Annotated in this window: 15 protein-coding genes and 1 pseudogene; 11 read left to right on the top strand and 5 right to left on the bottom strand. The window is 38.2% G+C overall.

The window, feature by feature from the left end:
- Positions 1 to 611: 611 nt before the first annotated feature.
- From MXE38_RS05895 to MXE38_RS05885, 3 genes and pseudogenes are all read right to left on the bottom strand, one after another.
- Positions 612 to 797: pseudogene (locus MXE38_RS05895) on the bottom strand (flagellin); the annotation flags it as partial.
- Between the two features lie 306 nt (positions 798 to 1,103).
- The gene (locus MXE38_RS05890) at positions 1,104 to 4,298 is read right to left on the bottom strand and encodes a DEAD/DEAH box helicase family protein (RefSeq protein WP_246913127.1); all 3,195 of its coding nucleotides are present in this window, start codon (positions 4,296 to 4,298) and stop codon (positions 1,104 to 1,106) included.
- A 290-nt stretch (positions 4,299 to 4,588) separates the two neighbouring features.
- Complete coding sequence (locus MXE38_RS05885) at positions 4,589 to 5,554, bottom strand: L,D-transpeptidase family protein (protein WP_246913124.1); 966 nt, start codon at positions 5,552 to 5,554, stop codon at positions 4,589 to 4,591.
- 601 nt (positions 5,555 to 6,155) lie between these two features.
- Here MXE38_RS05885 and leuS point away from each other — a divergent pair.
- The 11 genes from leuS (at position 6,156) to MXE38_RS05830 (ending at position 21,632) form a co-directional block, all read left to right on the top strand.
- Positions 6,156 to 8,744: a leucine--tRNA ligase gene (leuS, locus tag MXE38_RS05880; protein WP_246913122.1), complete on the top strand. Its 2,589-nt coding sequence runs from the start codon at positions 6,156 to 6,158 to the stop codon at positions 8,742 to 8,744.
- A 159-nt stretch (positions 8,745 to 8,903) separates the two neighbouring features.
- On the top strand, positions 8,904 to 9,704 hold the full coding sequence (locus MXE38_RS05875) for a hypothetical protein (protein ID WP_246913120.1): 801 nt from the start codon (positions 8,904 to 8,906) through the stop codon (positions 9,702 to 9,704).
- A gap of 170 nt (positions 9,705 to 9,874) precedes the next feature.
- A complete protein-coding gene (locus MXE38_RS05870; RefSeq protein WP_246913119.1) occupies positions 9,875 to 11,119 on the top strand; it encodes a hypothetical protein in 1,245 nt (414 codons plus the stop codon).
- Between the two features lie 21 nt (positions 11,120 to 11,140).
- On the top strand, positions 11,141 to 11,797 hold the full coding sequence (nadD, locus tag MXE38_RS05865; protein WP_246913118.1) for a nicotinate (nicotinamide) nucleotide adenylyltransferase: 657 nt from the start codon (positions 11,141 to 11,143) through the stop codon (positions 11,795 to 11,797).
- Positions 11,798 to 11,884: 87 nt separating this feature from the next.
- Positions 11,885 to 12,877, top strand: coding sequence for a hypothetical protein (locus MXE38_RS05860; protein ID WP_246913117.1), 993 nt, complete (start codon positions 11,885 to 11,887; stop codon positions 12,875 to 12,877).
- Between the two features lie 295 nt (positions 12,878 to 13,172).
- On the top strand, positions 13,173 to 14,153 hold the full coding sequence (locus tag MXE38_RS05855; protein ID WP_246913116.1) for a hypothetical protein: 981 nt from the start codon (positions 13,173 to 13,175) through the stop codon (positions 14,151 to 14,153).
- Positions 14,154 to 14,500: 347 nt separating this feature from the next.
- On the top strand, positions 14,501 to 15,520 hold the full coding sequence (locus MXE38_RS05850) for a hypothetical protein (RefSeq protein ID WP_246913115.1): 1,020 nt from the start codon (positions 14,501 to 14,503) through the stop codon (positions 15,518 to 15,520).
- Between the two features lie 293 nt (positions 15,521 to 15,813).
- The gene (locus MXE38_RS05845; RefSeq protein WP_246913112.1) at positions 15,814 to 16,764 is read left to right on the top strand and encodes a hypothetical protein; all 951 of its coding nucleotides are present in this window, start codon (positions 15,814 to 15,816) and stop codon (positions 16,762 to 16,764) included.
- Positions 16,765 to 17,056: 292 nt separating this feature from the next.
- Positions 17,057 to 18,037, top strand: coding sequence for a hypothetical protein (locus MXE38_RS05840; RefSeq protein ID WP_246913110.1), 981 nt, complete (start codon positions 17,057 to 17,059; stop codon positions 18,035 to 18,037).
- A 149-nt stretch (positions 18,038 to 18,186) separates the two neighbouring features.
- Positions 18,187 to 20,244, top strand: coding sequence for a hypothetical protein (locus MXE38_RS05835; protein WP_246913108.1), 2,058 nt, complete (start codon positions 18,187 to 18,189; stop codon positions 20,242 to 20,244).
- A 185-nt stretch (positions 20,245 to 20,429) separates the two neighbouring features.
- Complete coding sequence (locus tag MXE38_RS05830; RefSeq protein ID WP_246913105.1) at positions 20,430 to 21,632, top strand: hypothetical protein; 1,203 nt, start codon at positions 20,430 to 20,432, stop codon at positions 21,630 to 21,632.
- A 124-nt stretch (positions 21,633 to 21,756) separates the two neighbouring features.
- Here the strand turns inward: MXE38_RS05830 and MXE38_RS05825 are convergent, their stop codons facing one another.
- Both MXE38_RS05825 and MXE38_RS05820 read right to left on the bottom strand, forming a co-directional pair.
- On the bottom strand, positions 21,757 to 22,932 hold the full coding sequence (locus MXE38_RS05825; protein WP_246913103.1) for a restriction endonuclease subunit S: 1,176 nt from the start codon (positions 22,930 to 22,932) through the stop codon (positions 21,757 to 21,759).
- Entirely contained in the window at positions 22,932 to 24,521 is a 1,590-nt protein-coding gene (locus tag MXE38_RS05820) for a type I restriction-modification system subunit M (RefSeq protein ID WP_246913100.1), read from the bottom strand. The genes MXE38_RS05825 and MXE38_RS05820 overlap by 1 nt, the downstream gene beginning before the upstream one ends.
- Positions 24,522 to 24,565: the final 44 nt, after the last annotated feature.

Here is a 24,565-nt window from a genome sequence, read left to right as displayed (position 1 = left end):
AGCTCCACAGAGAGCGGAAAAACCAACAAGCAAGCGCACCTCAAAACAGTCAAGGCTAATCGTAACTGAAAGCTTGCAAATCACTTATTAGGGCGAAGGTCTAGGCTCGACGCTCCTCGACCCTCGCTGGGTGCTATAGGATTCGCCTTTAGGTTAGGTTTACAGGCTGCTAAGACTATAAGCCTCTAACCAAGGCCGCACTAATGGTCGTTGCAGAGGCTTGCCTCCTGAGCACTTCTTAAAGCTCCACAGAGAGCGGAAAAACCAACAAGCAAGCGCACCTCAAAACAGTCAAGGCTAATCGTAACTGAAAGCTTGCAAATCACTTATTAGGGCGAAGGTCTAGGCTCGACGCTCCTCGACCCTCGCCGGGTGCTATAGGATTCGACTTTAGGTTAAGTTTACAGGCTGCTAAGACTAAAAAGCCTCTAACCAAACTTTAAGTTGACTAGAGGCATTAGGATCCCTTCAAACTTATGAGGAGGCAATAAAATTCAGGCAGAAAATGTAAATACGTTAAACATCAGATATTGCACACAAAAAGTGCATTGCAGGTTAAATTAAAAAATTTTTTTTAAATTATTTATTTTTTTTAATTTTTCTCTGGATCAGTTTAAACCGTTGATTTGGGCGGTTAAGCGATCAGAGATTTGCAGGCCAGCTGCGTCATCTTTTGCTGAGTTAATACGAAGGCCTGATGCTAAGCGCTGATAATTAGTATTCAGACTATTGGTTGCGTTCGTTAACTTTCTCTGCGCATTAATGGAGCTGACGTTGGTGTTTACATATAAAGCCATGGTAATCCTCTCTCTTATTTCTTGTTTTGCCACAAGCAAGTAAGCATGTAAGTACCAGCTAAAAAGCTGTATTCTTTCTTTTATAAACTTATGGTAAGCAATATATGAGCCACTTTACGATAAAAATAGTTTTTATCTTGTAAAGGTGATGCTTAAAGAGGTTTGCATGCTATCTGACATAGAATAAAGGCTAAATTGGCAACTTGCTTTAGTATTTAACTATGTCAGATATATGCCTTGTTTTTAACAGGAAGAGCCAAGCTATTTATGCAACTGCGCAGGAAAGCAGGAAGTTTGCTTACAGGATTAAAGCTTACATGCCATCAAAGGTTCACACACTTTTTGCTTAAACTCTGATACAGCCTCTATCACACGCTTGTGGTATTCTATTTTTGTGATCTTGTTTTTGGAATTATAGTCAACATAATTTTGATTGGTAATACTGTTTGAATAATCTTGATCACTATTATATACAATGTAGTTTTTCAAGCTTACATCATTAAGAGACCATTCGCTTGCAAACTGTTCAATAGCTGTGTCCAACTGATTATTTACCCGACCTTCAATTTCTGCTGAAGCACTCTTGCCCACAAAATGCTTAGGATTTTGTTTGAGATCATCTATTAATGACATAATGATTTGAATGGCTTGATTATTAGTACCACCAAACTCACTGACCATTTGTCCCAAACTTCTAAACATATCATCACTCATAGAGACAAACTCTTGAGAATGGTCATTAGGAATTTGGGACTGAATTAAATCAATAATGTAAGATAAATTTACTTCTATCTTTCTTAAAGATACTAATTCGTAATCAATCTCAAGCTCAAGTTCCTCTTGCTCACCTTCAAGAGATGCAATTTGCTTGATACGTTCAATAATATTGGAATACGGCCCAAGATAGCTCTTAAACTCATCAATAGTAATATCAAAGTCTGTACCTAATTGTTCGGCATTAAACTCATCATAGACCTGAATCACATCCAAAGCCCTATCTAATTTTTGGTATGCTTTGGCAATAGTCTTTAACTCCTCAATATCATTGGAGTTTACAAAAGAAGACATATTATCAGGGTCTTTAATTAATGATTTAAAAGTAGCAATAGCATCATTGAGCTTTTGAGAAGACTCTTCATATGTAGGAGCACTAACATCACTAAGACCGCCCTTTGAATACAAACACAAGGCCTCATCGATCTTTTCGGCATAAAGATCTGGCGACTGCATGGTAACAATATGACCGTAGCTCTTTTCTCTATTAAAAATACGGTTAGTACGAGAAAAAGCCTGAATTAAATGCTGAGGCTTCATAGGAGCTCTATCAATAAAGATAGTTGATAAGCACGGAGCATCAAATCCAGTAAGTAATCTATCGACAACAATGACCAAATCTAACTGCTCACTGCGCTCTTTATATGCGCTATATTTGCGCGCGAGACGATTATTAAGATCCCTATTGTAAGCATCTATATTGGCCAATGAATAGTTGGTGTTAAACATACTATTGTAATCAGCAATAGATTCTTGCATAGCCTCTTGATTAGCTAAGGCACCATCCTCATTTTCACCAACAGTATAGGTAATGGCAAACCTTGGAAAGTCAGGAGCTAACTTTTTAACCTGCTCACTAATACGGCCATCATTGATAAACTTCTTAATCAGCTTATAGTAATCTTGAGCATCCTGAATGGATTCTACTGTAAGCAAAGCACAAAAATACTCTCCAGGATTTGCTCTTAAATTAAAGAGCGAGATGCTCTGGTTAAGTATGCTCTCAATGACATTGTTTTTGTGCTTAATATCGCTATAAAGACTCTTATTACACTTTTTGCTATAAGCCTTAGCTACCACCTGCTCTAGGGCGCTAGTTGGCATGTTTTGCATGCTGTCTTCATCAACAACGTTTAAACCTATAGCAATTTCTTCTAGAGTGTCACGTATTACGCCTTTGCCATGAATCATAAATCCAAGTACTGAATTATCTTTCATGGCATCTTTAATGGTATAGCAATGCAAGCAGCTATTGTCAGTATTGTCCTTTCCACAAAACAATTCGGCAGTAGTCTGTGCTAAATTACCCTTTTGAGCTCGCTTGTTCTCTTGAAAAATAGGAGTACCTGTAAAACCATACCATAAGGTATGTTTAAATAAGCTTTCCAGATCCTTTTTAGTCTCTGGAGTTACTGTTCTATGGCACTCATCAACAACAAAAGCGACACGCTTATTAGAGATTAACTCATAATCATCCTGGCTAAGACGATAACAATAGTTGCCTGTACTGTTTAAACCACTATCCAAATCATCCTCTGGCATTAGTTCTTGAATGCTTGGGTCTTTGGTACAACCAGCAAATGATCTGATAACAGCTTGTAGCTTTTGAATACTGGTAATAATTACCTTCTTATCATGACTTTTGAGCTTTTTAAGCAGTTCACCAGTATTTTTCGTACCATCAACAACAATATCCGCACTTTTTGAGTAAGAATCAAAGGCAATTGAGGTTTGCTGATTTAGGTCTTTTCTATCAACTAAGAAAATGGTTTTGTCTATGTTAGGCAAATCATCCAGCACTTTTGTCACCACAAAGGAGGTAATAGTTTTACCAGAACCAGTGGTATGCCAAACATATCCAGAGCGGCCCTCTTGTGAAGCTTTTTCTATAGCTTCGATGGCATGAATTTGATAAGCACGCAGAATGATATAAGTGTTACTGTTTTGGTCCAGCAGACTATATTTGCTAATAAGCTGATGAGCCATCTGAGAGTTAAGAGCTTCTTTGGCAAAGTCAAAAATATTCTCTACAGGATTATTGTCCTTATCTAACCAACGAGTTAAGAACTTGTCATTCATTCTTGGACAATTGCCATCAATATTGGCAGCAAAATATCTGGTATTAGAGCCATTAGAAACTACAAACATCTGTACAAATTTAAAGAGACCTTTAAATTTACCCTCTGTAGCGTATTTAATAATTTGACGATAGGCATCTAAAAAAGGTTTGTTTGCCTGCTTTAACTCGATATGTATTAACGGTAAGCCATTAATAAGCAAGCTTACATCAAAGCGACGCAAGCGATCGTAGATATTAAGCTCATCCTTATCTACGCTAAATTGATTGATTACTTCATAGCTTACGTTCTTACTTAAATCACGTGAGTCAATTACTGTTAAGAACACTTCACCTAAAGACAAATCATCACAATTAATCTTTATGCTGAACTCACCATGCTCACCTAACAGCTTATTTGCAGCCTGACAAGTAGAGTTAACATTATCCAAAATGAAAGACTTAACCTGAGCAAACTCATTATCAGATAAAGGCTTATTATTAAGCTTTTTACCATTAAGCTGATTAAGCTTATCTCTCAAGTTAGCCCAGAGCTGTTCTTCATTCTTAATATCATCTCTATAAGTCCAATTACACTCTGAACTACAAAGAATTTTTATGAGTTGCTTCTCAATTAGTAACTCATTAGTAAAAGTTTGGCTTTGATTCATAATCAGCTCCTTGAGATAAGACCGTAGCTTGATCTGGAAGGAAATATAATTGGCCTAAAACCTTTTAATAGGCAAGACCATTGGCTTTCGCCACTATCTTTGCAACTTGATTAGGTTAATCTTGATATGCTGTCATCACAGGTACTTACCATTGATATTAAGCATAGAATGTTTTTCTGTTTGTTTGGCTGTAAAAAAATCTCCTAAGAGCCAAAGCTATAAATAACTTATCCTCTTAGGAGATTTTAACAGAAATACTATAAAATTGTTACTATTGATTTTTAAGAATTTTAGAACTCTGCTGGGTTTAATAGCACCACACGGCCAGAGCGCTCTGAGAGAGCTTGTTGTAAGATTTCTTGGTTAATCTCGGGACGCTTAAAGAATTCTTCTTGCTCTTTAGTAAATTGAAATGGCAAGTTTTTATCCAAGGTCTCAAACTCTTCTTCATTCATAGAAAGAGGTTGGTGTACTTCAATATAGAGATTGCCATCAGCATCTTCTGCGGTCTTAATTGGCTCATTAATAAATTGAACTCTAGTACCTACAGGGACAGTGTTATAAAGATACTCAATATCCTCATTACGTAGGCGCACGCAGCCATGGCTTACACGTAAGCCAATACCAAAGTCAGCATTGGTACCATGAATAGCGTAAAGACGGCCAATATAAATAGCAAAAAGACCCATTGGATTATCAGGGCCTGCTGGCCATACCTTTGGCAAGAACTCACCACGAGCACGATACTCTTCGTGCATCTTAGCAGTAGGAGTCCAAGTTGGGTTAGCACGTTTACGCTCTACCTTAGTAGTCCAATTAAGAGGAGTATCAGTACCTAATTGGCCAATACCGATAGGCAAGATATCTACTTGATCATCATGGTAATAATAAAGGCGCATCTCAGGGCTATTTACAATAATGCCCTCATGCTTAGTATTAGGCAGCAAGGCCTTTTGAGGAATAATTAAATTAGTACCATTAACAGGCACAATTGGATCAACGCCTGGGTTTGCCTCAATAAGATTGGATAGGCCTAATTGATATTTAGCAGCAACAAACTCTAAAGTTGTAGTGCCATCTCTTTCAATAGAGTAAGTTGTATCATCACCTACCACTACAGTAGTGCTATCGTAAGGATAGGTTGCAGCCTGAGCGGTTGACTGGTAGGCGCTAGCAGTTAAAGCAAGAGCAGCACAAGAAAGAGCTAAAGTTCTAGTTGCCTTTTCAGACAAAATGGGACTAAGAGCATTAAACATGAAACCATCCTACCAATAAATACAGCAGACAAAATAATTCGCTAATAAAAACAGTCTTACCTAAAATATAACAAAATTTAGCATCAAGACCTGATTGTTACAAGCATTTATTACTAAGCTTGCGCACCAGATAAGAGCAACTAGAATATTATGCACCAATATTGGGAACTATCTATTTATCTATCAATAGTTACTAAAGTTGCAATTTATCAGCTTTATTTAGCATCATGATACTAAGATGCTAACTATTATGGCCACTATGATAGCTATTATTAACAGGTATTCCCCCTATCAAAGGGCTTTATAAGTTAAATAAAGTTACGCCTTTTTGCTAAATTTTCTTTACCTTTTGCGACTAATTAGTGCGCTTTTTGTATTGCCATCTTAAATCTTAATAATAAACGTGGCAAAATAGAGCACTTGTATAGTACTAAGGTTTAAATTGAAGCCTAAGCTTAGTTGTCTATACTAAGGCACTTATTAACTTAAGAGCTAACATTCTTTTAGTCTAGACAAGTCAGCTTAGCGCAACCTTAGAGTTAGGTGGAATTTATTGTTCTACCGTGATGATTAATTTTGATTACTTTGGGAGCAAGTTTTTATGGCAACCACTAATGTTGCATACAACCCACAAGAGCTCGAGTCTGAGGTACAAAAGTACTGGGATGAGCACAAAACATTCCAAGTTAAAGCCGATCCAAACAAAGAGAAGTTTTACTGTCTCGTAATGTGGCCATACCCATCAGGTCGACTTCATATGGGCCACGTACGTAACTACACCATTGGTGATGTGATTGCCCGTTACCAAAGACTTAATGGCAAGAACGTAATTAACCCAATGGGTTGGGACGCTTTCGGTCTACCTGCTGAGAATGCTGCTATTCAGCACAACACCCACCCTGCTAAGTGGACTTATGCCAACATTGATTACATGAAGCATCAATTAGAGGCATTAGGTCTTTCTTACGACTGGGCACGTGAAATTCCATCTTGTGCTCCAGAGTACTACAAGTGGGAACAAAAGTTCTTTACTGAGCTTTACAAGAAGGGCTTAGCTTATAAGAAAGTTTCCAACGTTAACTGGTGTCCACACGACAAGACCGTACTTGCTAACGAGCAGGTAGAAGATGGCTGCTGCTGGCGTTGCGGTACTGCTGTTGAGTTACGTGAAATTCCACAGTGGTACTTAAAGATTACCGCCTACGCTCAAGAGTTATTAGACGATATTGAGAAGCTTGAGGGCTGGCCAGAGCGTGTACGCACCATGCAGCGCAACTGGATTGGTCGTTCTGAGGGTTTATCCATCACCTTTAAGATCGAAAACTCTGATGAGACTGTTGAGGTTTACACCACTCGTCCAGATACCTTCATGGGTGTTACCTACATGGCAGTTTCTGCCAACCACCCTGTAGCCAAGCGTGCTGCTGCTAATAACAGCGAGCTTGCTGCTTTCTGCCAAGAGTGCTTAACTCACAAGTTTGCAGAGGCAGATATTGCTACTATGGAAAAGAAGGGCATGCCAACTGGCATTAATGCCATTCACCCACTTACTGGTGATTTAGTACCAATTGTAGTAGCTAACTTCGTAATTATGGATTACGGTACTGGTGCTGTTATGGCCGTACCAGCTCACGACGAGCGTGATCACGAGTTTGCTACCAAGTACAACTTACCAATTAAGCAGGTTATTGCTCCATTAGATGGCTCTGAGATTGATGTAGTTAAAGAGGCCTACGTAGAGCACGGTAAGACTGTAAACTCTGGTGAGTTTGATGGTCTTGAGTTTAAGGATGCCTGGGAAGCTATTGCTAAGAAGCTTGAGGGCATGGGCATTGCCAAGCGCACTGTAAACTTCCGTTTACGTGATTGGTGTATTTCTCGTCAACGTTACTGGGGTGCTCCAATCCCAATGTTAACTGTTGAGGAGACTGGTGAGTTAGTTCCTGAGCTTGAGGAAAACTTACCTGTTGTGTTACCAGAGAACGTAAAGATTGATGGTGTAAACAACCCTCTAACTACTGATCCAAGCTGGTACAACACCACCTACCAAGGCAAGGCAGCACGTCGTGAGACTGATACCTTCGATACCTTTATGGAGTCTTCTTGGTACTATGCTCGTTACTGCTCTGCACACTGCACCACTGGCATGGTAGATGATGAGGTTAACTACTGGTTACCTGTAGACCAATACATTGGTGGTATTGAGCACGCTGTAATGCACTTACTCTACTCACGTTTCTTCCACAAGTTGATGCGTGATGCTGGCTTAGTTAAGGGCGATGAGCCATTTAAGCGCTTATTATGCCAAGGCATGGTGCTAGCTGATGCCTTCTACTATGTTAAGGATGGTACTAAGGTTTGGGTAAGCCCATTAAAGGCTAAGGTTACCCGCGATGAGAAGGGCAATATTGTTGATGCCGTAGATGATGAGGGTAATAAGCTTACCCATGCTGGCATGATCAAGATGTCTAAGTCTAAGAACAATGGTATCGACCCTGAGGATATGGTTAAGCTCTATGGTGCTGACACTGTACGCTTATTCATGATGTTTGCCTCCCCAGCTGAATTAACCTTAGAGTGGAGACAGTCTGGTGTTGAGGGTGCCAAGCGCTTTATCTTAAAGCTTTGGAACCAAGTTCACGACTTAGTAGCCTCTGGCCCATTTGTCGCTTTAGACAAGAGCAAGCTTGATGCTAAGGGCCGCAAGTTACGTCACGACTTACACGTAACCATTGAGAAGGTAACCGATGATATTGGCCGTCGTCAGACCTTCAATACTGCTATTGCAGCTATCATGGAGTTATTAAACGAAGTTGCCAAGTATGATGGTAATGATGAAACTGCACGTGCTTTACGCTACGAAATTTACAATACTGTAGTAGTAATGCTCTATCCAATCATTCCTCATATGTGCTTCAAGCTCTATGAAATGTTAGGCAATACCGATGAGTTAGATGAGACCGCAACTTGGCCAGTTGCCGATCCAGAGGCTTTAAAGGCTGAGGATTTACTCATCGTAGTTCAAGTTAACGGTAAGGTTCGTGCCAAGATTACTGTTGATGCTAACCTTAGCGATGACGAAATCAAGGCTGCTGCTTTAGCTGATGAGGCTGTAGTTAAGAACCTCGACGGCAAGGAGCCTAAGAAGGTTATCTACGTTAAGGGCCGCTTAGTAAGCATTGTAGTTTAATGCTTTAGCTCTAGCTTTAAGCTACTAAAAAACGCTCGTTTGTTTTACCTTTAATTAGGTATTACGAACGGGCGTTTTTAATTTTGGTTGCTTTGTTTTAAAATACTGTAGTTTGCACCACTGCTAAGAGCAAAAGCTGCATATTATCAAGGAGCGGTAATGTCTATTTTCAATAAACTCAAGCCTAATAAAAGCTTAAAGCGTCAGTTTTTAAGTGCTGGCATCTTATGCTCAGCCCTAATTCTTAGTGCTTGTGGTTTTCACTTACCTAACCAAGCCAAGCTTGATAAGACTATTCCTGAAATTAACGTCATTGGCGACTACCATAGTGATTTTTATAAAATGGTAGTTACCCGTCTTAAGGCCAATGGTGTTACTGTTAATGCCCAAAGTTCTGATTTTTACCCTAAGGTCAATCAAGAGATCACCACTTTAATGATCCCTGAGCCTACTATTACTGACAATGTAGTTTCAGTAAACTCTCGAGCTCAAAGTATTGAAAGTGCCATTGTAGTATCAGTAGCAGCCACTTTATCTGTTCCTAACCACCGCCCTATTGTGATGCGCAACTCTACTACTCGCTCGGTGTTAAATAAACCTGGCCACTCATTAGCCTCCGATGTAGAAAAAGAGTTTGTTGTTAAAGAAACTCAAGGACAATTAGCTGATGCCTTAGTGTTACGTTTAGGCTATTTAGGACGCTCCTCAGACCCTGATGCCGTAGCTCCACAACCTGGTGAATTGGTGTTAACCGATGAGGAGAACATTCAATTAACCAATCAAAGAGCTGGTATGACCTTATTAGAGGCGCTACAAGCCCAAGATAGCTATGAAAGTGCCACTGCCCCAAGCGTTACCCTTGATGAGCTTAATAATGGTACTCAGATCTTAGATAAAGAATACCAGTTGCCAAAAGTTAAAGTTGAGCGCCTGCATAAGGCCCCAAATATTAGATATTAGTAATCTAATTTTTGTTTTTGGTTTTTAGGCCTCCTTCATTAAGGAGGCTTCAATTATTATAAACACCAATCATGGCTGCTTAAGATCATGGTTGCTTTAGAGCAGCAGGGCAGCGTTGCTTGATTAGCGTTTTTATTTCTCCTTTATTTTTTAAGTGATAGGTTATTTTTATGGCTCCTTCTAACAATAATGCCGCCACTAGCGATGTATACATTATTTGTTCTGATGATCCTATGCTTAAACTGGAGCGTTCTAGCGCTTTAATTAATCAGGCACGCAATCAACTCCCTACGGCTGAGTTTTTACTTTATACCTTTAGTGAATTACAAGGTAATGGTGGCAGCCCTAATCTTAAAGATATTGAAGGCCAGATGAGCGATCCTGGCTTATTTGGCGGCGATCGTATTATTAAAGTTATTTTAAAAGACTTTGATGAGTTGGCTATTGAGCTGTTTAAACTAATTGCTTGTAGCTATCGCCCTGGACTATTTATTATTGTTGAAATGCCACGCATTGCAAACACTTATGGCAAAGTTGAAGCTAAAAGCAATGCTGACCTTAAAATGTTCTCCAGCTTCTTACCAGGCTCAGATGGTGAAGCTGCCTTATTAGCTCAAGAGAGTAAAACCACTAAAAAGGGCACCAAAAGCAAGGCTAAAACAGTTAAAAAGCCCAAAAGAGCCACAGGCTTAGAGGCCAGACGTAAAGAGTCTTTTAGTTATTTAAAGGGTATTGGAGCTCATATTGAGTTTATCTACACTCCAGAGGGTAGATATTTACAAGAGTGGATCTTAACGCAAGCACGCTCTTTTGGGCTAAGCGTAACTCCCGAGGCCTTGGACTTTATTATTTCCTCTTGTGATAACAACTTACTAGTGATGTACCAATCTTTGCAAATGATGCAATTGGTGCGCTCTGGCAATAATGCTCCTTTAACCTTAGAGGATGTCGAGAACTACTTTACCCAAGATGCCCGTTATACAGGTTTTGAAATTTCTGAAGCCATCTTAATGGCTAACCATAATAAAGCCTTAAATATCATTAATTCATTTTGCTCAGGGCAAAATCAAGGCTTATCACAAGCTATTGGCTTTTTAATTAGCCGTCTCGATGAAAGCCTTAATATTGTTTATAAAGGCAAACAAGCTAAGATAGCATCAGCCCCTATCAACGAGCGTACTGCCTTCTTTATGCAAAATAAGATTAAAGTTAGATCGGCTCAAGAGGCTCACTTAAAGGCTATTCGTGATATGCCTGAGCATATGTTGGTGTATTTAACCAAGAACTTAGCTCAAGCTAGCCGTGCCTACTCTCATTATGATAATGATCAAGCCCTACTAGCCTTGCAGCGTATGGCTTGTGTTAAGTATCCTCTTAGTTATGGATTAACCGATATTAGCGAAGATTATTGCTAAATTTTGACAAAGGTAATTAAAGTGAAGAAAGTAGCTTATTTTGGTGGCTCTTTTAGCCCTGTACATCTTGGACATTTAAAAACAGCTAACTTTCTAGTAGACAAACTATCTTTAGATGAACTCTACTTTATGCCTAATGCCACCCCACCGCATAAAGATAGGGTAAGTTTACCTTTTGCAACTCGCTGCCAATTATTAGAGCAAGCTATCAAGGATTTTGGCCAAGAGCGTTTTAAGGTCTCATATTTTGAGCAGGACGATAGTATCACTCATTATACTTATGAGACTTTAAGCATACTCCATGAACAGCACCAAGGTGATGAGCTCTTTTTTATTATGGGCATGGATTCTTTAATTCACCTTAATACCTGGAAAAACTGGGATCACTTAATTGATAAAGCTAATTTAGTGGTATTAGCTCGCCCTAACTATGACCTTAAGGATTTACCTCAAGATATTTACCTCCATGTCTTAAGCGTACAACAAAGTTACCCTCACCAGCGCCCTTATAACTTTTACTTAGAAAACAATCCTGTTGTTGATATTAGTTCCACTGCCTTGCGCCAAGCTCTAGCTACAAGCACTAAAAGCCCACAAGATGAACAGTTTTTAAAGACCCATCTTACCTTGGGTACCCTAGCACTTATCCAGGAGCACAAGCTTTTTACTAAAGCTTAAAGTCATTAATTATGGCCAATGGCTTCAATCCTTGATTAAACTTACTCTGTGCTATCATATAGCAAGTTTTTTTATTGGAGCATAACTATGGAGACTACATTGAACAGCACCACTGAGTCAGCAGCTTTAAATGACAACATTAACCTGAGCGCCAATGATTTTGATAAACAGCTCCTTAATTTTGTTAAAGATTTCTGCACCCCATATGAGAGAATGCGTGAGAGCTTAGGTCATGTTCGTGTAGCAGCTACTGTTGAAAAAGCCACCCAAGGTAAAGACCTACCTTTATGGCCAGTAGATACTAACTATGTCAGCATGGATGGTATCTTATCTTTATATAATCTTATGTATGGCCAGGCTAACAGAGCACAGGGTCAAGCTCCTGTTAATGAAGATGACCTGCTAATGGAGATGATTTTTAACCCATCTATCCTTTGTGGTTGCTTTGCTTGGGAAAAGGTTCGTAATATTGTTCATGTTAACAATAAGCAATTAGATAGCTCACTTTTAGACTGCTCTTGTGCTAGCTTAGCTAAATTACCTCAATGGGCTATTTGCTTTAACACTGTTGAGCAAAACCTTTTATGGAATGAGCGCCCTGTTGCTGGTGTAATTTTCTATCGCTACTTCCTATCTAAGCAGCCATCAGCTATTACAGGTACCCCATTTAACACCAATAATGGCCTTGATGGTGAGCCAGATGCTACCATTAACAATTTATCTACTATTGTTATTTACCACAATGGTGAGATGGATATTGGCCCTTATATTGAGCTTAATGCACCAGGCTCTATAAATAGCTATTTAGATAATATGGCCAATCGTCTTCAAGCTAGCTCTGATGTCATTGAGATGAGCGCAGATCACTCTAATGAAGAACTACAAAAGATGGCTATGGACTCTACCCAGCGCTCACGTGAAATCTTTACTCTCCTAGCTTACTTGTTTAAAAACCTTGATCAGCTTAAAAATGCCAAAGGCGATAAAGTAAGCTTTGCTCCTAACCCAGAGCCAGTTAAAACCAAGAATGGCTATCGCTTATTTGGTGGTGATAACAGCCGCTCTTACTATCTTGATTAGCTTCAAGCTCAAAGCCTAACTACCTTATTAGGCCCTACTATTAGCCTCCTGCCTAAAAAATAGGCAGGAGTCTTAATAAGATAATGAAACACGCCACCAGCTTAAGAGCTGTATTTAAAGCTTAAGTTTCACTAACTTAAGCTTTTTAAGCAGCATATATTATTGTGGCTGTAAGATAATCCACGTAAACAAGATAAGGCCCCATTTCTTAACTGTTTGTTGTGTGATTACTCTTTAATTTAGCTAACGTTCCAACCAAAGTCTTTTTATTAGAGCAAAATTATTGGAGACTAAATTGAGCGGCATCCAAAAGTCATCAGCTTTAAATAATGAACCTACCCTGAGCGCAAGTGATTTTGATAAACAACTTTTTAAGTTTGTTAAAGACTATTGCTCTCCTTTTGAAAAGATGCGTCAAGGCTTAGCTGATGTGCGTATAGCTGCTACTGTTGAAAAAGATACTAAAGGTAAAGACATACCTTTATGGCCTTTCGATAGCTGCTATGTTCACATGCAATACTTAATGCATTTATATCAGCTCACTTATATAGACTCTAAATTGCCACAAGATCAATATCAGTTAAAATATGAACCCTCAATAATAGATTTGATTGACAAACCAACTATCCTAGGTGGTTGCTTTGCTTGGGATAAGGTTCGTAATATTATTCATGTTAACAATAAGCAATTTGACAACTCACTTTTAGACTGTCCTTGTGCTAGCTTAGCCAAACTACCGCAATGGGCAATATGCTTTAATACTTTAAAGAACGACATATTCTGGAATGATCGCCCTGTTGCTGGTGTAATTTTTTTTCATACTTTTTCCCCAACGCACCCAACAGAAATCTTAGGCCTCCCTTTTATCGAAGATAATGGTCTTGAGGGGGATCCATTAGCTACTTTCAACAAGTTAAACTCTCTTGTGATTTACCATGATGGTAATATTGATCTTGGTTCTCATATTGATCTTTGCGATTATAGTTTAGTAAAGAACTCTTTAGAAAATAATAGCAAAGGTATCCAAGAGTTAGCTCAATTAGCTCAATTGAATCAACAGCAACTTAGTGAAGATCCTATACATATGGCCAATGGCTATATTAAAGAGTCCTATGCCATCTTTAATCTCTTAGTATATTTTTTAGAAAACCTTGATAAGCTCAAAGATGAAAAAGGTGAAAAGGTAAGCTTTGCCCCTAATCCAGAGCCTGTTAAAACCAAGAAGGGTTATCGCCTATTTGGTAGTGATAGAATTAGCTCTTACTATCTTGACTAGTAGTTTGTCCCTCTTAAGGGCTACTAAAAACTTGTAACTTAGAGACTTTGCTCCTGTAAAAAGGAGCTTAAAACTTTCGACAACTTTCTCTAGTGAAAGTTTCCAAAAGTTCGTTTACACCTATGAGCTACCCTAGGAATAACATTATCCTTATTAATTTTTGATTGTGCTGTCAACGAACTGTCAAAAACTCTCACTAACCTAAAGCTTAAAGCCTAACTGCCTTTTTTAGTACTCAACTTGAAGAGGCTCTACTTTCATAATCAATGCGAGAAAATTTAATGAAAAAGGGTCACAATCCTCTAATTATCTTACTAGCTATAATAATAGCTGTTTTATACTATTGCGTGCTATTTTTTGTAAGATTATTTTCTCGGAGAAAAATTGAAGAGGATGAATCGAGCATTAGCCAAAACTCAGAAGCTTTAAATGATGAACCTACACTAAGTGCAAGTGATTTTGATAAACAGCTCATTAATTTTGTTAAAGACTATTGCTATCCTTTTGAAGGAATGAGCCAGGAGCTTACTGATCTTCGTATAGGTGCTTCTTTTGCAGCTAATATTAACAAGGTCAATAAAAGTAAAGACTTACCTTTATGGCCATTAGATACTTGCTATGTTAGCCTAAATACTGTATCAGCTTTATTCCAATTCATACCCACAGACTCATATCAATATAATGATCAAACAGAAAGACTAAATCATACTCTTATACCAGCTATCCTAAGTGGTATTTTTGCTTGGGACAAGGTACGCAACATTGTTCATGTTAACAATAAGCAATTAGACAGATCTCTTTTAGATTGCCCTTGTACTAGCTTTGCTAAACTACCTCAATGGGCTATATGCTTTAACACCGTTGAGCAAAACCTATTATGGTACAATCGTCCAGTTGCGGGTGTAATTTTTTATCGCAATTTCATGGCTTGTGATGACAACACCGACACTCCATCTAACCATATTAATGGTCTTGATGGAGAGCCAGAAGCTACTCTTAACCATTTATCTACTATTATTATTTCCCATGATGGGCAGATTGACTTAGGCCCTTATATTGATCTTAACTCATCAGGCACAGTAAATAGCTATTTAGATGATATTGTTAATAGTATTCAATCTAAGTCTAATGTATATATTAAGAGCAAAAAGTACTCTAACGCTGAGCTAAAAAATATGGCTTTAGAATCGGCTAAGCGTGCTCATGAAATCTTTGTTCTCTTAGCATATTTTCTTGAAAATCTTGATAAGCTTAAAAACGAAAAGGGTAAAAAGGTTCGCATTGCCCCTAATCCAAAGCTTATTGAAACCAATCAAGGCTATCGCTTATTTGGTAATAATAGCATTCGTTCTTACTATCTTGATTAACCTAAAGCTTAAAGCCTAAATACCTTAGGCCCTACCATTAGCCTCCTGCCTAAAATAGCCAAAGGAGGCTTGGTAGGATAAAGAAACACATACCCAGCTTAAGAGCTGTATTTCAAGCTTAAGTTTCATTAACTTAAGCTTTTTAAGCGGTTTTAAGTTTTTGGTTATTGTAAGATAGTCCATGTAAACAAGATAAGGCCACGTTTCTTAACAGTTTGTTGCGTGGTTACTCTTCACTTTAGCTAAGGTACCGACCAAAGTATTTTATTTGAGCGTAATTATTGGAGATTAAATTGAGCGGCATCCAAAAGTCATCAGCTTTAAATAATGAACCTACCATGAACGCAAGTGATTTTGATAAACAACTTCTTCGCTTTGTTAAAGATTTCTGCGCACCTTATGATGAGATGCGCAAAGGCTTAGAGAAAGCTCGTGTATCCGTTGTAGATAAAAACAATCATTATGGTAAAGATTTGCCAGCATGGCCATTAGATACTGTCTATGTTAGTGTGGATGGCTTCATGAATTTATATTCTATTTTGTATGACATACCCAACATGACTGATGATCTTGATCAATTAGTTGAGGATGAAGTAATAGAAAAAGCAGCTGATGTAATCATTACTACAACAATACTATGTGGTTGTCTTTCTTGGGATAAGGTTCGTAATATTGTTCATATTAACAATAAACAATTAGACGACTCACTTTTAGACTGTCCTTGTGCTAGCTTAGCTAAATTACCTCAGTGGGCTATTTGCTTTAACACTGTTGAGCAAAACCTTTTATGGAATGAGCGCCCTGTTGCTGGTGTTATTTTCTATCGTTCTTTTATTTCTAACGATCTAAAAGAAGCGCTCCAAGTCTCATCAAATACAGCTAATAATGTTTTAGATGGTGAACCAGAAGCAACTATTAACAATTTATCTACTCTTATTATTTACAATGATGGTGAGATCATTATTGGACCTTATATTGAGCTTTGCAGTTCAGGTTCAATAAATAGCTATTTCAATAATATGTCTAATCCTCTGTTAAATAACTATGATGAAATAGCTAAGGCCGCTGACCAGTTCTCACGTAAAATCTTTAAACTCTTGGCCTACTTTTTAGAAAATCTTGATAATCTTAAAAATGCCAAAGGTGAAAAGGTAAGCTTTGCCCCTAATCCAGAGCCTTTTAAAACCAAGAAGGGTTATCGCCTATTTGGTAGCGATAGAATTAGCTCTTACTATCTTGATTAGCCTCAAGTGTAAAGCCTAAATACCTTAGGCTCTACCATTAGCCTCCTGCCTAAAATAGCCAAAGGAGGCTTGGTAGGATAAAGAAACACATACCCAGCTTAAGAGCTTTATTGAAAGCTTAAGTTTCACTGACTTAAGCTTTTACGCAGCGTATATGATTGTGGCGGTAAGATAATCCACGTAAACAAGATAAGGCCCCCGTTTCTTAACTGTTTGTTGCATGGTTAATCTTTACTTTAGCTAATGTACCGACCAAAGTATTTTTATTAGAGCAAAATTATTGGAGACTAAATTGAGCAGCATCCAAAAGTCATCAACTTTAAATAATGAACCTACCCTAAGCGCAAGTGAGTTTGATAAAAAACTTCTTAAGTTTGTTAAAGACTTTTGCTCTCCTTTTGAGGATATGCGCAAATGTTTAGCAGATGTTCGTATAGCTGCTACTGTTGAAAAAGAAACTAAAGGTCAAGACTTACCTTTATGGCCTTTAGATACCTGCTATGTTACCCAACAATGTGTAATTGATTTATATAATAACGCTTCTGTAGGCGCTAAGTTGGCAGGAGATCCATCTCTGTTAAATGATGAATCCCTACTATTAGACATGCTTATTGAACCAACTATCTTAGGTGGTTGCTTTGCTTGGGATAAGGTTCGTAATATTGTTCATGTTAACAATAAGCAATTAGACAACTCACTTTTAGACTGCTCGTGTGCTAGCCTCGCTAAATTACCACAATGGGCTATATGCTTTAATACTATTGAGAACAACATATTCTTGGATGATCGCCCTGTTGCTGGTGTAATTTTCTATCGTAATTTTAACCATAAACACCCATTAGAATTATTGGGCTTCACACCTTCTGAAAATAATGCTCTTGATGGTGAAACAGCAGCTCCTTTCAACCTTTTAAACTCTATTTTGATTTTCCATGATGGTAAGATTGTTCTTGGCCCTCATCTTGCGCTTAGCAATTCCTGTTCAGTAAAGATCTCTTTAGAAAATAATGGCAAAGATATCAAAGATTTCGCTGAGGTAATGGAATTGAGTAAAGTGCTAACTAATGAAGATATTATACATATGGGCAATAGCTATGCTAAAGAAGCATATAGCATCTTTACTCTTTTGGCATACTTGCTTAAAAACCTTGATAAGCTCAAAAATGAAAAAGGCGAAAAGGTAAGCTTTGCCCCTAATCCAGAGCCTATTAAAACCAAGCAGGGTTATCGCCTATTTGGTAGCGATAGAATTAGCTCTTACTATATTGATTAGCCTCAAGCTTAAAGCCTAAATACCTTAGGCCATACCATTAGACTCCTGCCTAAAATACAGGCAGGAGACTTAGTAGGATAAAGAAACACATACCCAGCTTAAGAGCTGTATTTAAAGCTTAAGTTTACTTTACTCGTGAGTTGTTCTGTATGACTTATAACTCAGACTTACCTGAACAAGAAAAATCTGAAAATATTATTAGCATTGGTGCACTCATTGAGGATGAAAATGAGTTTGATGACCGTTACCAAATAGATTCCAAGAACCACTTACAAGTTAAGATGACTAAAGCACAACAAGAGTGCTTACGCTTAGCTAAAGAATCTGGTCTTAAAACTCCATTTGGTGAAGGCGAGGTAGTTATTGAAGAACCAGTTCATAAAACTAACTGGTTTGACATGGTATTAATGCGTAATAGAGCCATTCTTGAACAACAGTTTGAGGATGAGGTCTATGGCACTAATTTAAGAAATATTGCTCAAAATCTCTATAGTGAAGAAAACCAATTCTTAGGCCCTAACCTAGGCGCAGTACTTGGAGAGCGTGACAATAAAGATTATGAAGCTGTTTATAAAAGCGAAATCGGCTCTGATAATTACCATAAAGAAGATATGGGCCGAGCTGCCTTTAGTGGTGACAGCTTTATTTACCAATATAAAAATAACTCAAGCAAGGCTCAACAAGAAAGCCAAGGCCCTAAGCTTAGCCAAGGCCTAGAGGAGAGCCACAACTCTCAATTAGGCACCACCAATCAAGAGAGTATAGGCAATACCTCCCCTTCCAATAGCAAAGCTAGCTCTAGCCAAGCTACTAATAGCTTTCAAGATCAGGGCGCTCAAGAGAGTAGTATTTCTGCCTTAAATCAGGCTAATACCCCTCAAGATGAGGTTCATAATGTTTTACCTGTTACTAGCCCTGATTTAAATAAGAGTGTTGCCACTGAATCTTATTTATCTAACTCTGTTAGTCGAGCTTTGGACGACCCTTATAATTTAGATAGTACAAAGGCTAATCAGGTAGATACTAACGACTACAGTACTTATCACAATAATTTTGCTAATGAGGATGCTAAAAGAACTTTTAATGAGCATGAAAACTACCAGTTTGCTCTAGATGAGGTTACTAAAGAAACTCAGAGCTTACAAAGTTCTCTTAATAGCGAGTCTCAAGCCCATAATAAGAAAGAGCCAGCTTTAGATACTAATTTTTTAGCGCAGCAGTATGCTATCTGTCAAAACCTACATATGCTCGCTCAAAGACGTGCTTTTTCTCGCTGCTTAATTCCAGATAAACACAGTTTTGTATTAGATAAAAACTCTATGCCTCTTATGCCTATTGAGCTTGAGGAGGCTAATATATTGCTTGAGGCTAAACTTGCCCGTCAGATTGAGCCTGATCTAATTATGCTTAATTTGGCTATAGGCGATATCTTGCCTAATATCGATAGAGTGCATAGTATTTTAGAGCATTGTTTTTTACTACCAGAGCGCCCGCACCAGCTATGGCTTTCTGTGGAGATAGAAAACTACATAGTTTTTAAATACTGGTTAGATAACCAACTTGTCTATCACGAATTAATTGATATTCCTGATGAGTTGCTCGATTATGCTGATCTGGCTTTAAAGCAATTTTATCGCGCCCCAAGCTTAGATCCTAACTTACCAAAAGGAATACTTGCAGGCATAGAGCAAGGATTGCGCACTAGCCAAATCACCGCACCTAATACCTGCGCTAACTTAAGCTCCATAGCTGCTCCTTTTGCTAATGAGTGCCTAGACTCTAGCTTAGATAAAGCTTTTAAATTAAGTAAGATGGGCTCTCATACTCCTGAGGTGAACTTAACATTGCAATATGGAGAGAGCCATAAGATAGAGCAAGAGCATAAAGGGCAAGAGAGTAGCGATAGCTTTACTCAAGATAATGTCTATATTTTACCTACTCCTAATAGCAATATGGATTATTGCAGCTCAGTTAGCAATAGCTTAAGCTTGATGGATGATTACCCACAAGATCCAAGTATCAGCTTTGCTATCACCTATAATGACGAAGAGCAGGATGAAGAACCAAATAATAGCTGTTATATAGATGAATATGAAAGCTTTGCTTTTACCATAGCTCAAAAGATTACCCGTTTACGCAAGGTTCTCCCTATTACTTATGTGGAAGTAGGAGCCCTTCAATTCGACTTTACTAAACTTTTACGCTAGCTAAGGCTCCGCTCAGCACAGCGTTTTGCAGTGCAGCTGCGCAAAGTGCGCCGCACTGTAAGGCGCAACTATTTGCCTGCCAAGCATGCCGTAGCAGGAACTATGGAGCGCTAGCGCTCGCACTATGTGCTAAAAGTGTTAAAGTTTAAGCTCAAAGGCTTTGTTTTTCTTGCAGAGGACAGATTATGTTGAAGCACGATTCTCAATTTGTTACCAGTTTAGTTGAGCACTGTAATGATCAGCTTGATCTAATCAACGAATATGATAGCTACGCCGAGGACTTTGTATCCCTCTTTGAGCAACATAGAAAGTTAACTACTAATCTTGCTCCACTTATGGAAAATCAGGCTTTACCACAGTCTGATAAGCCACAAGAGAGTCAAAGCACTGATAAAAAGGTCTTAGATGCTGACGGTAATGAGCTGACAGGGGCTGCACTAGAGGCTAATTTGGTTATCAATGCTATTTTGCAGCAGTACCAAAATAAAACCGCTAAAAAGCCAAAGAAGGCCTCAAAAAACACCTCTGCTAAAGCTAATCAGCCTTTACCAAAGCTTAGCAATGTGCAAAGCATTTATGCCGATGCCTTTAAGTTTGTTCGTCAATTTACCAAACTTGATGATATGGAGCTGTTTAGCGAGATGTTAAGCCCTGAAAGTGTGTCCCATGATGTACTTTTAGAAAATCTTATTGCTATGTCTCAGGTGCAAAGCATTGCTTTAAACCGACAAATTGTTCATGTATGCAAGAACACCAATCAGTATTGCGACTTAAATTGCTTACTTAATACTTGTGATGTTTTGGACAATTTACCAACATGGTCATTAGTTCTAGACCTTAGCAATTGCCCTGAATGTGCCCCTATTGAAGGCTTAGTAATTTCCCGTATTACCTATTTAAAGGCTAACAAGGTTGACTCTCCATTTACCAGCTCTCACAATGATGAGGATATCTTCTTAGAGGAGTTGGGTCTAAGCCTCAATATTAGAGGCAAGTGGTTTACCCTGGGCCTAGCAGCTACTTTAGATAATGATAGAACCATTAGTGACCTTGTGCGTGAGCTTAGCTATTATGCCGCAGATCAATTAGAGCAAATGGAAGTTCCACCACTTTCAGAGCGCGAGCAATTAGATGAGCCTAATTGGGATGAGGCCGAGCAAATTATCGATCCTAAATTTAATAACGATGACTTTGCCAAGGCCCTCTATCATGCCTTTAAGTATGTAACCTACACCATTACTCATTTAGAGCTCATTAAGGATGAACAAGAGCACAATGCTATTTTAAGCAATGAAAAAGACTCTGTTATCAAATCCAAGGGCAGTGATGCAATCTCAGCTTTTGCCGAGCGCTTAAACCAAGACCAATTTAAGCACTACTTTATCTAAAGAAGCTCCAGCCCCTTATACCATCCCACCCTATTAAATACATAAGGCCATGCTAAATATCTTTAGCATGGCCTCTACTAACTACTATTATTGAAGATTAACAAGCATTAATTACTTGTTTTCACTAAACAAACATTTGCTGCAACAAGCCTTTCTTAACCTGCTTCATTGCCTCAACCTGCCTCTTTACCGCCTCAATCTTCTCATCAAAAGCGCTCAAGAACTCCGCAATCTTGCGTTGCTCCTCCAAACAAGGAAATATCACAGGAAGAGCATAAAAATCTTGCTTTTTTAAGCTCATTCTATCTGACCTTGCACCATAATTAGCTACTGATTGCATATATGGAACCCATGCATCACTATTAAAATAGTGCTCTAGAAATTCAATACTATCTTTATGAGAGCTTTTTACTCTAAACACAGTATATAAAGGAGAAACAACGCCTGTTTTTACTTTTGATAACTTAATTGGACCAGCCTTAGCCAACGACGAAATTCTAGGGTTATAAATAAAATCATACTTTTCAACAATAGTATAACCATTGATATTTTTTTCATTAGTTATAGCTCTATCGAAATAATCTTGTTGCAAAACAATTCCTTGTTCTGCGGATACGGTTAGTGGCTCCAAAATATCACCAGCTGTATTTTTTAAATTAACACTTTTGGCAATATTATTTAACTCTTTGCACTCCCACTCTGGAAAGTCTTGACCACTATCGTCCTTAAAGCGAAGTTCTTGAGAAAAGATCTTTTGCATAAAGCCTTTCTTAAGGCTATTTAAAGCCTCAAGCTTCTTTTCTAGCACCTCAACCTTTTCATCAACAGTGCTTAAAAACTCAGCAATCTTGTGCTGCTCATCAAGGCATGGAATGATAACTTCGCAAGTATTAAATGAGCCTAATCGTAATGATTTAACAGTAGACCCTACAGCATACCTTATAAAATGACTATTTTTAGTTAGTAAATACTGATAAACATATTCAACAGCAATTGAATTGTGAAAATCATATAACGCATAGCATCTTTGATGTAATGCAAATTTACCAAAATAATATTTTGGCAAAAATGAACTTCCTTCACCTGCATATATGATCGCTTCCTTATCTAAAAAATAAGAATCAGCAAATTTAACAGACTCGATTCCTCTATCAAAGAATCTATAACAGCCTTTATCACTACCATCTTCAGCATTAATATTTCCATTTTTAATACTGCAAAGTTTAGTAATAAAGTTGCGACTATATTCAGGAAAGTCTTGACCGTTCTCGTCTTTAAAGCGGAGTTTTGGGGTAGGCATTAGAAGCCTCCTTGTGGATTGAGACCAAGCTCTTGGTAAAAAGAGGCAAGCTTTTGGTCAAGGGCTTGTTCGTCAGTTTGAGCTTGGGCTAGGGCTGCAAAGGCAGCATTGAGGTCGATTTGTTCCTCTGCGTCAATATTGTTCACATAGCGAGAGATATTGAGGTTGTAGTCGTTCTTTACAATTTCCTCATAGGAAGCTAAATAAGCATACTTATCGACATTAGTGCGCTCTTGATAAGCCTTAAAGATCTTGTCAATGTGCTCAGGTAAAAGGTGGTTCTTAGCACGATCTTTGTGGAAGTCTTGTGAGGCATCAATAAATAGCACATCTTTTGAGGTGTGTTTTTTCTTTAAAACAATGATACAAGTTGGAATACCAGTGTTATAGAAGATGCCAGCAGGCAAGCCTATCACTGCGTAGATATTGCCATCATCTAATAAGGCCTTTCTGATTTTACCTTCTGAGGCCCCTCTAAAAAGCACACCATGAGGTAAAACAATGGCCATAGTACCTTCATCTTTGAGATGGTATAAACCGTGAAGTAAGAAAGCATAATCAGCTTTACTCTGCGGAGGCAACTCGCCATATTTTGAAAAGCGAGGATCATCAAGTAAAGTTTTATCAGCACTATATTTTTGAGAATATGGTGGATTCATTACACAAGCATCAAATTTAGTGTTACCCTCATTTGGCCAATCTTCAGCTAAAGTATCTGCTTGGTTTAAATGCTGATGTCTACCTAAGACCTTATGCAGCATCATATTCATACGAGCTAAGTTGTAGGTTTGGTTTTTGAGCTCTTGGCCATAGTAGTCGATAGATTGTTTACAACTTGGGTCGTCAATATTGTTAATAAAGTTCTTAATTTGCAACAATAAAGAGCCAGAGCCACAGCATGGATCATAAACACTAAATCTAGGAGTTGTTTCTTTGCCAAAAGTAACAAACCGAGCCATTAATTGCGATACTGCCTGAGGAGTATAGAACTCTCCAGCTTTTTTACCAGACTCTGAGGCAAATTGTGCAATTAAGTACTCATAGCTATCGCCTAAAGCATCATCAGGATAAAGGCTAAAATCAATATTAGCTATACTATTAATTACTCCTGACAATAAGGCATTACGATCTGATGGCTCTTTACCTAAATCATTAGAGTTAACATCAAAATCAGCAAATAAACCTGCATAAGTATTTCCAGCAGAAGCCTCAATATCTTTAAAAGCTTCTTTCAAAAGCTCCAGTTTAAACTCTTTAGCGTTAACTTTTTTATAGATTGCGCCAAAAGTAAGCTCTGGTTTAATGGCACAACCTAACTTACCCAAGAGATGTTTGGTTAAATCACTACAGATATTTTGGTCAGCCATAGCTTGCTCATAGCAATGTTGGGCTTCATTAAGATCAATATGGCCATCAACATAGTCATCATTTACTAACGAATAAGCCTCGCAAATTAGCTTATCACTAAGAGCCTTATAGAAAATTAAACCTAAAAGATAGTCCTTGTACTTATCAGCAGACATGATTTTACGCATTTCATCAGCTGCACCCCATAAGGCACTCTTTAAGTCGTTAATAGTATGTTGCATAAATGTTCCAGAAAAAATATTGTTAAAACAGGATTTATTTCTTA

This window comes from Anaerobiospirillum sp. NML120448, from assembly GCF_023050945.1.
Taxonomy (GTDB): domain Bacteria; phylum Pseudomonadota; class Gammaproteobacteria; order Enterobacterales; family Succinivibrionaceae; genus Anaerobiospirillum.
This window is presented reverse-complemented; position numbering and strand designations above follow the sequence as displayed.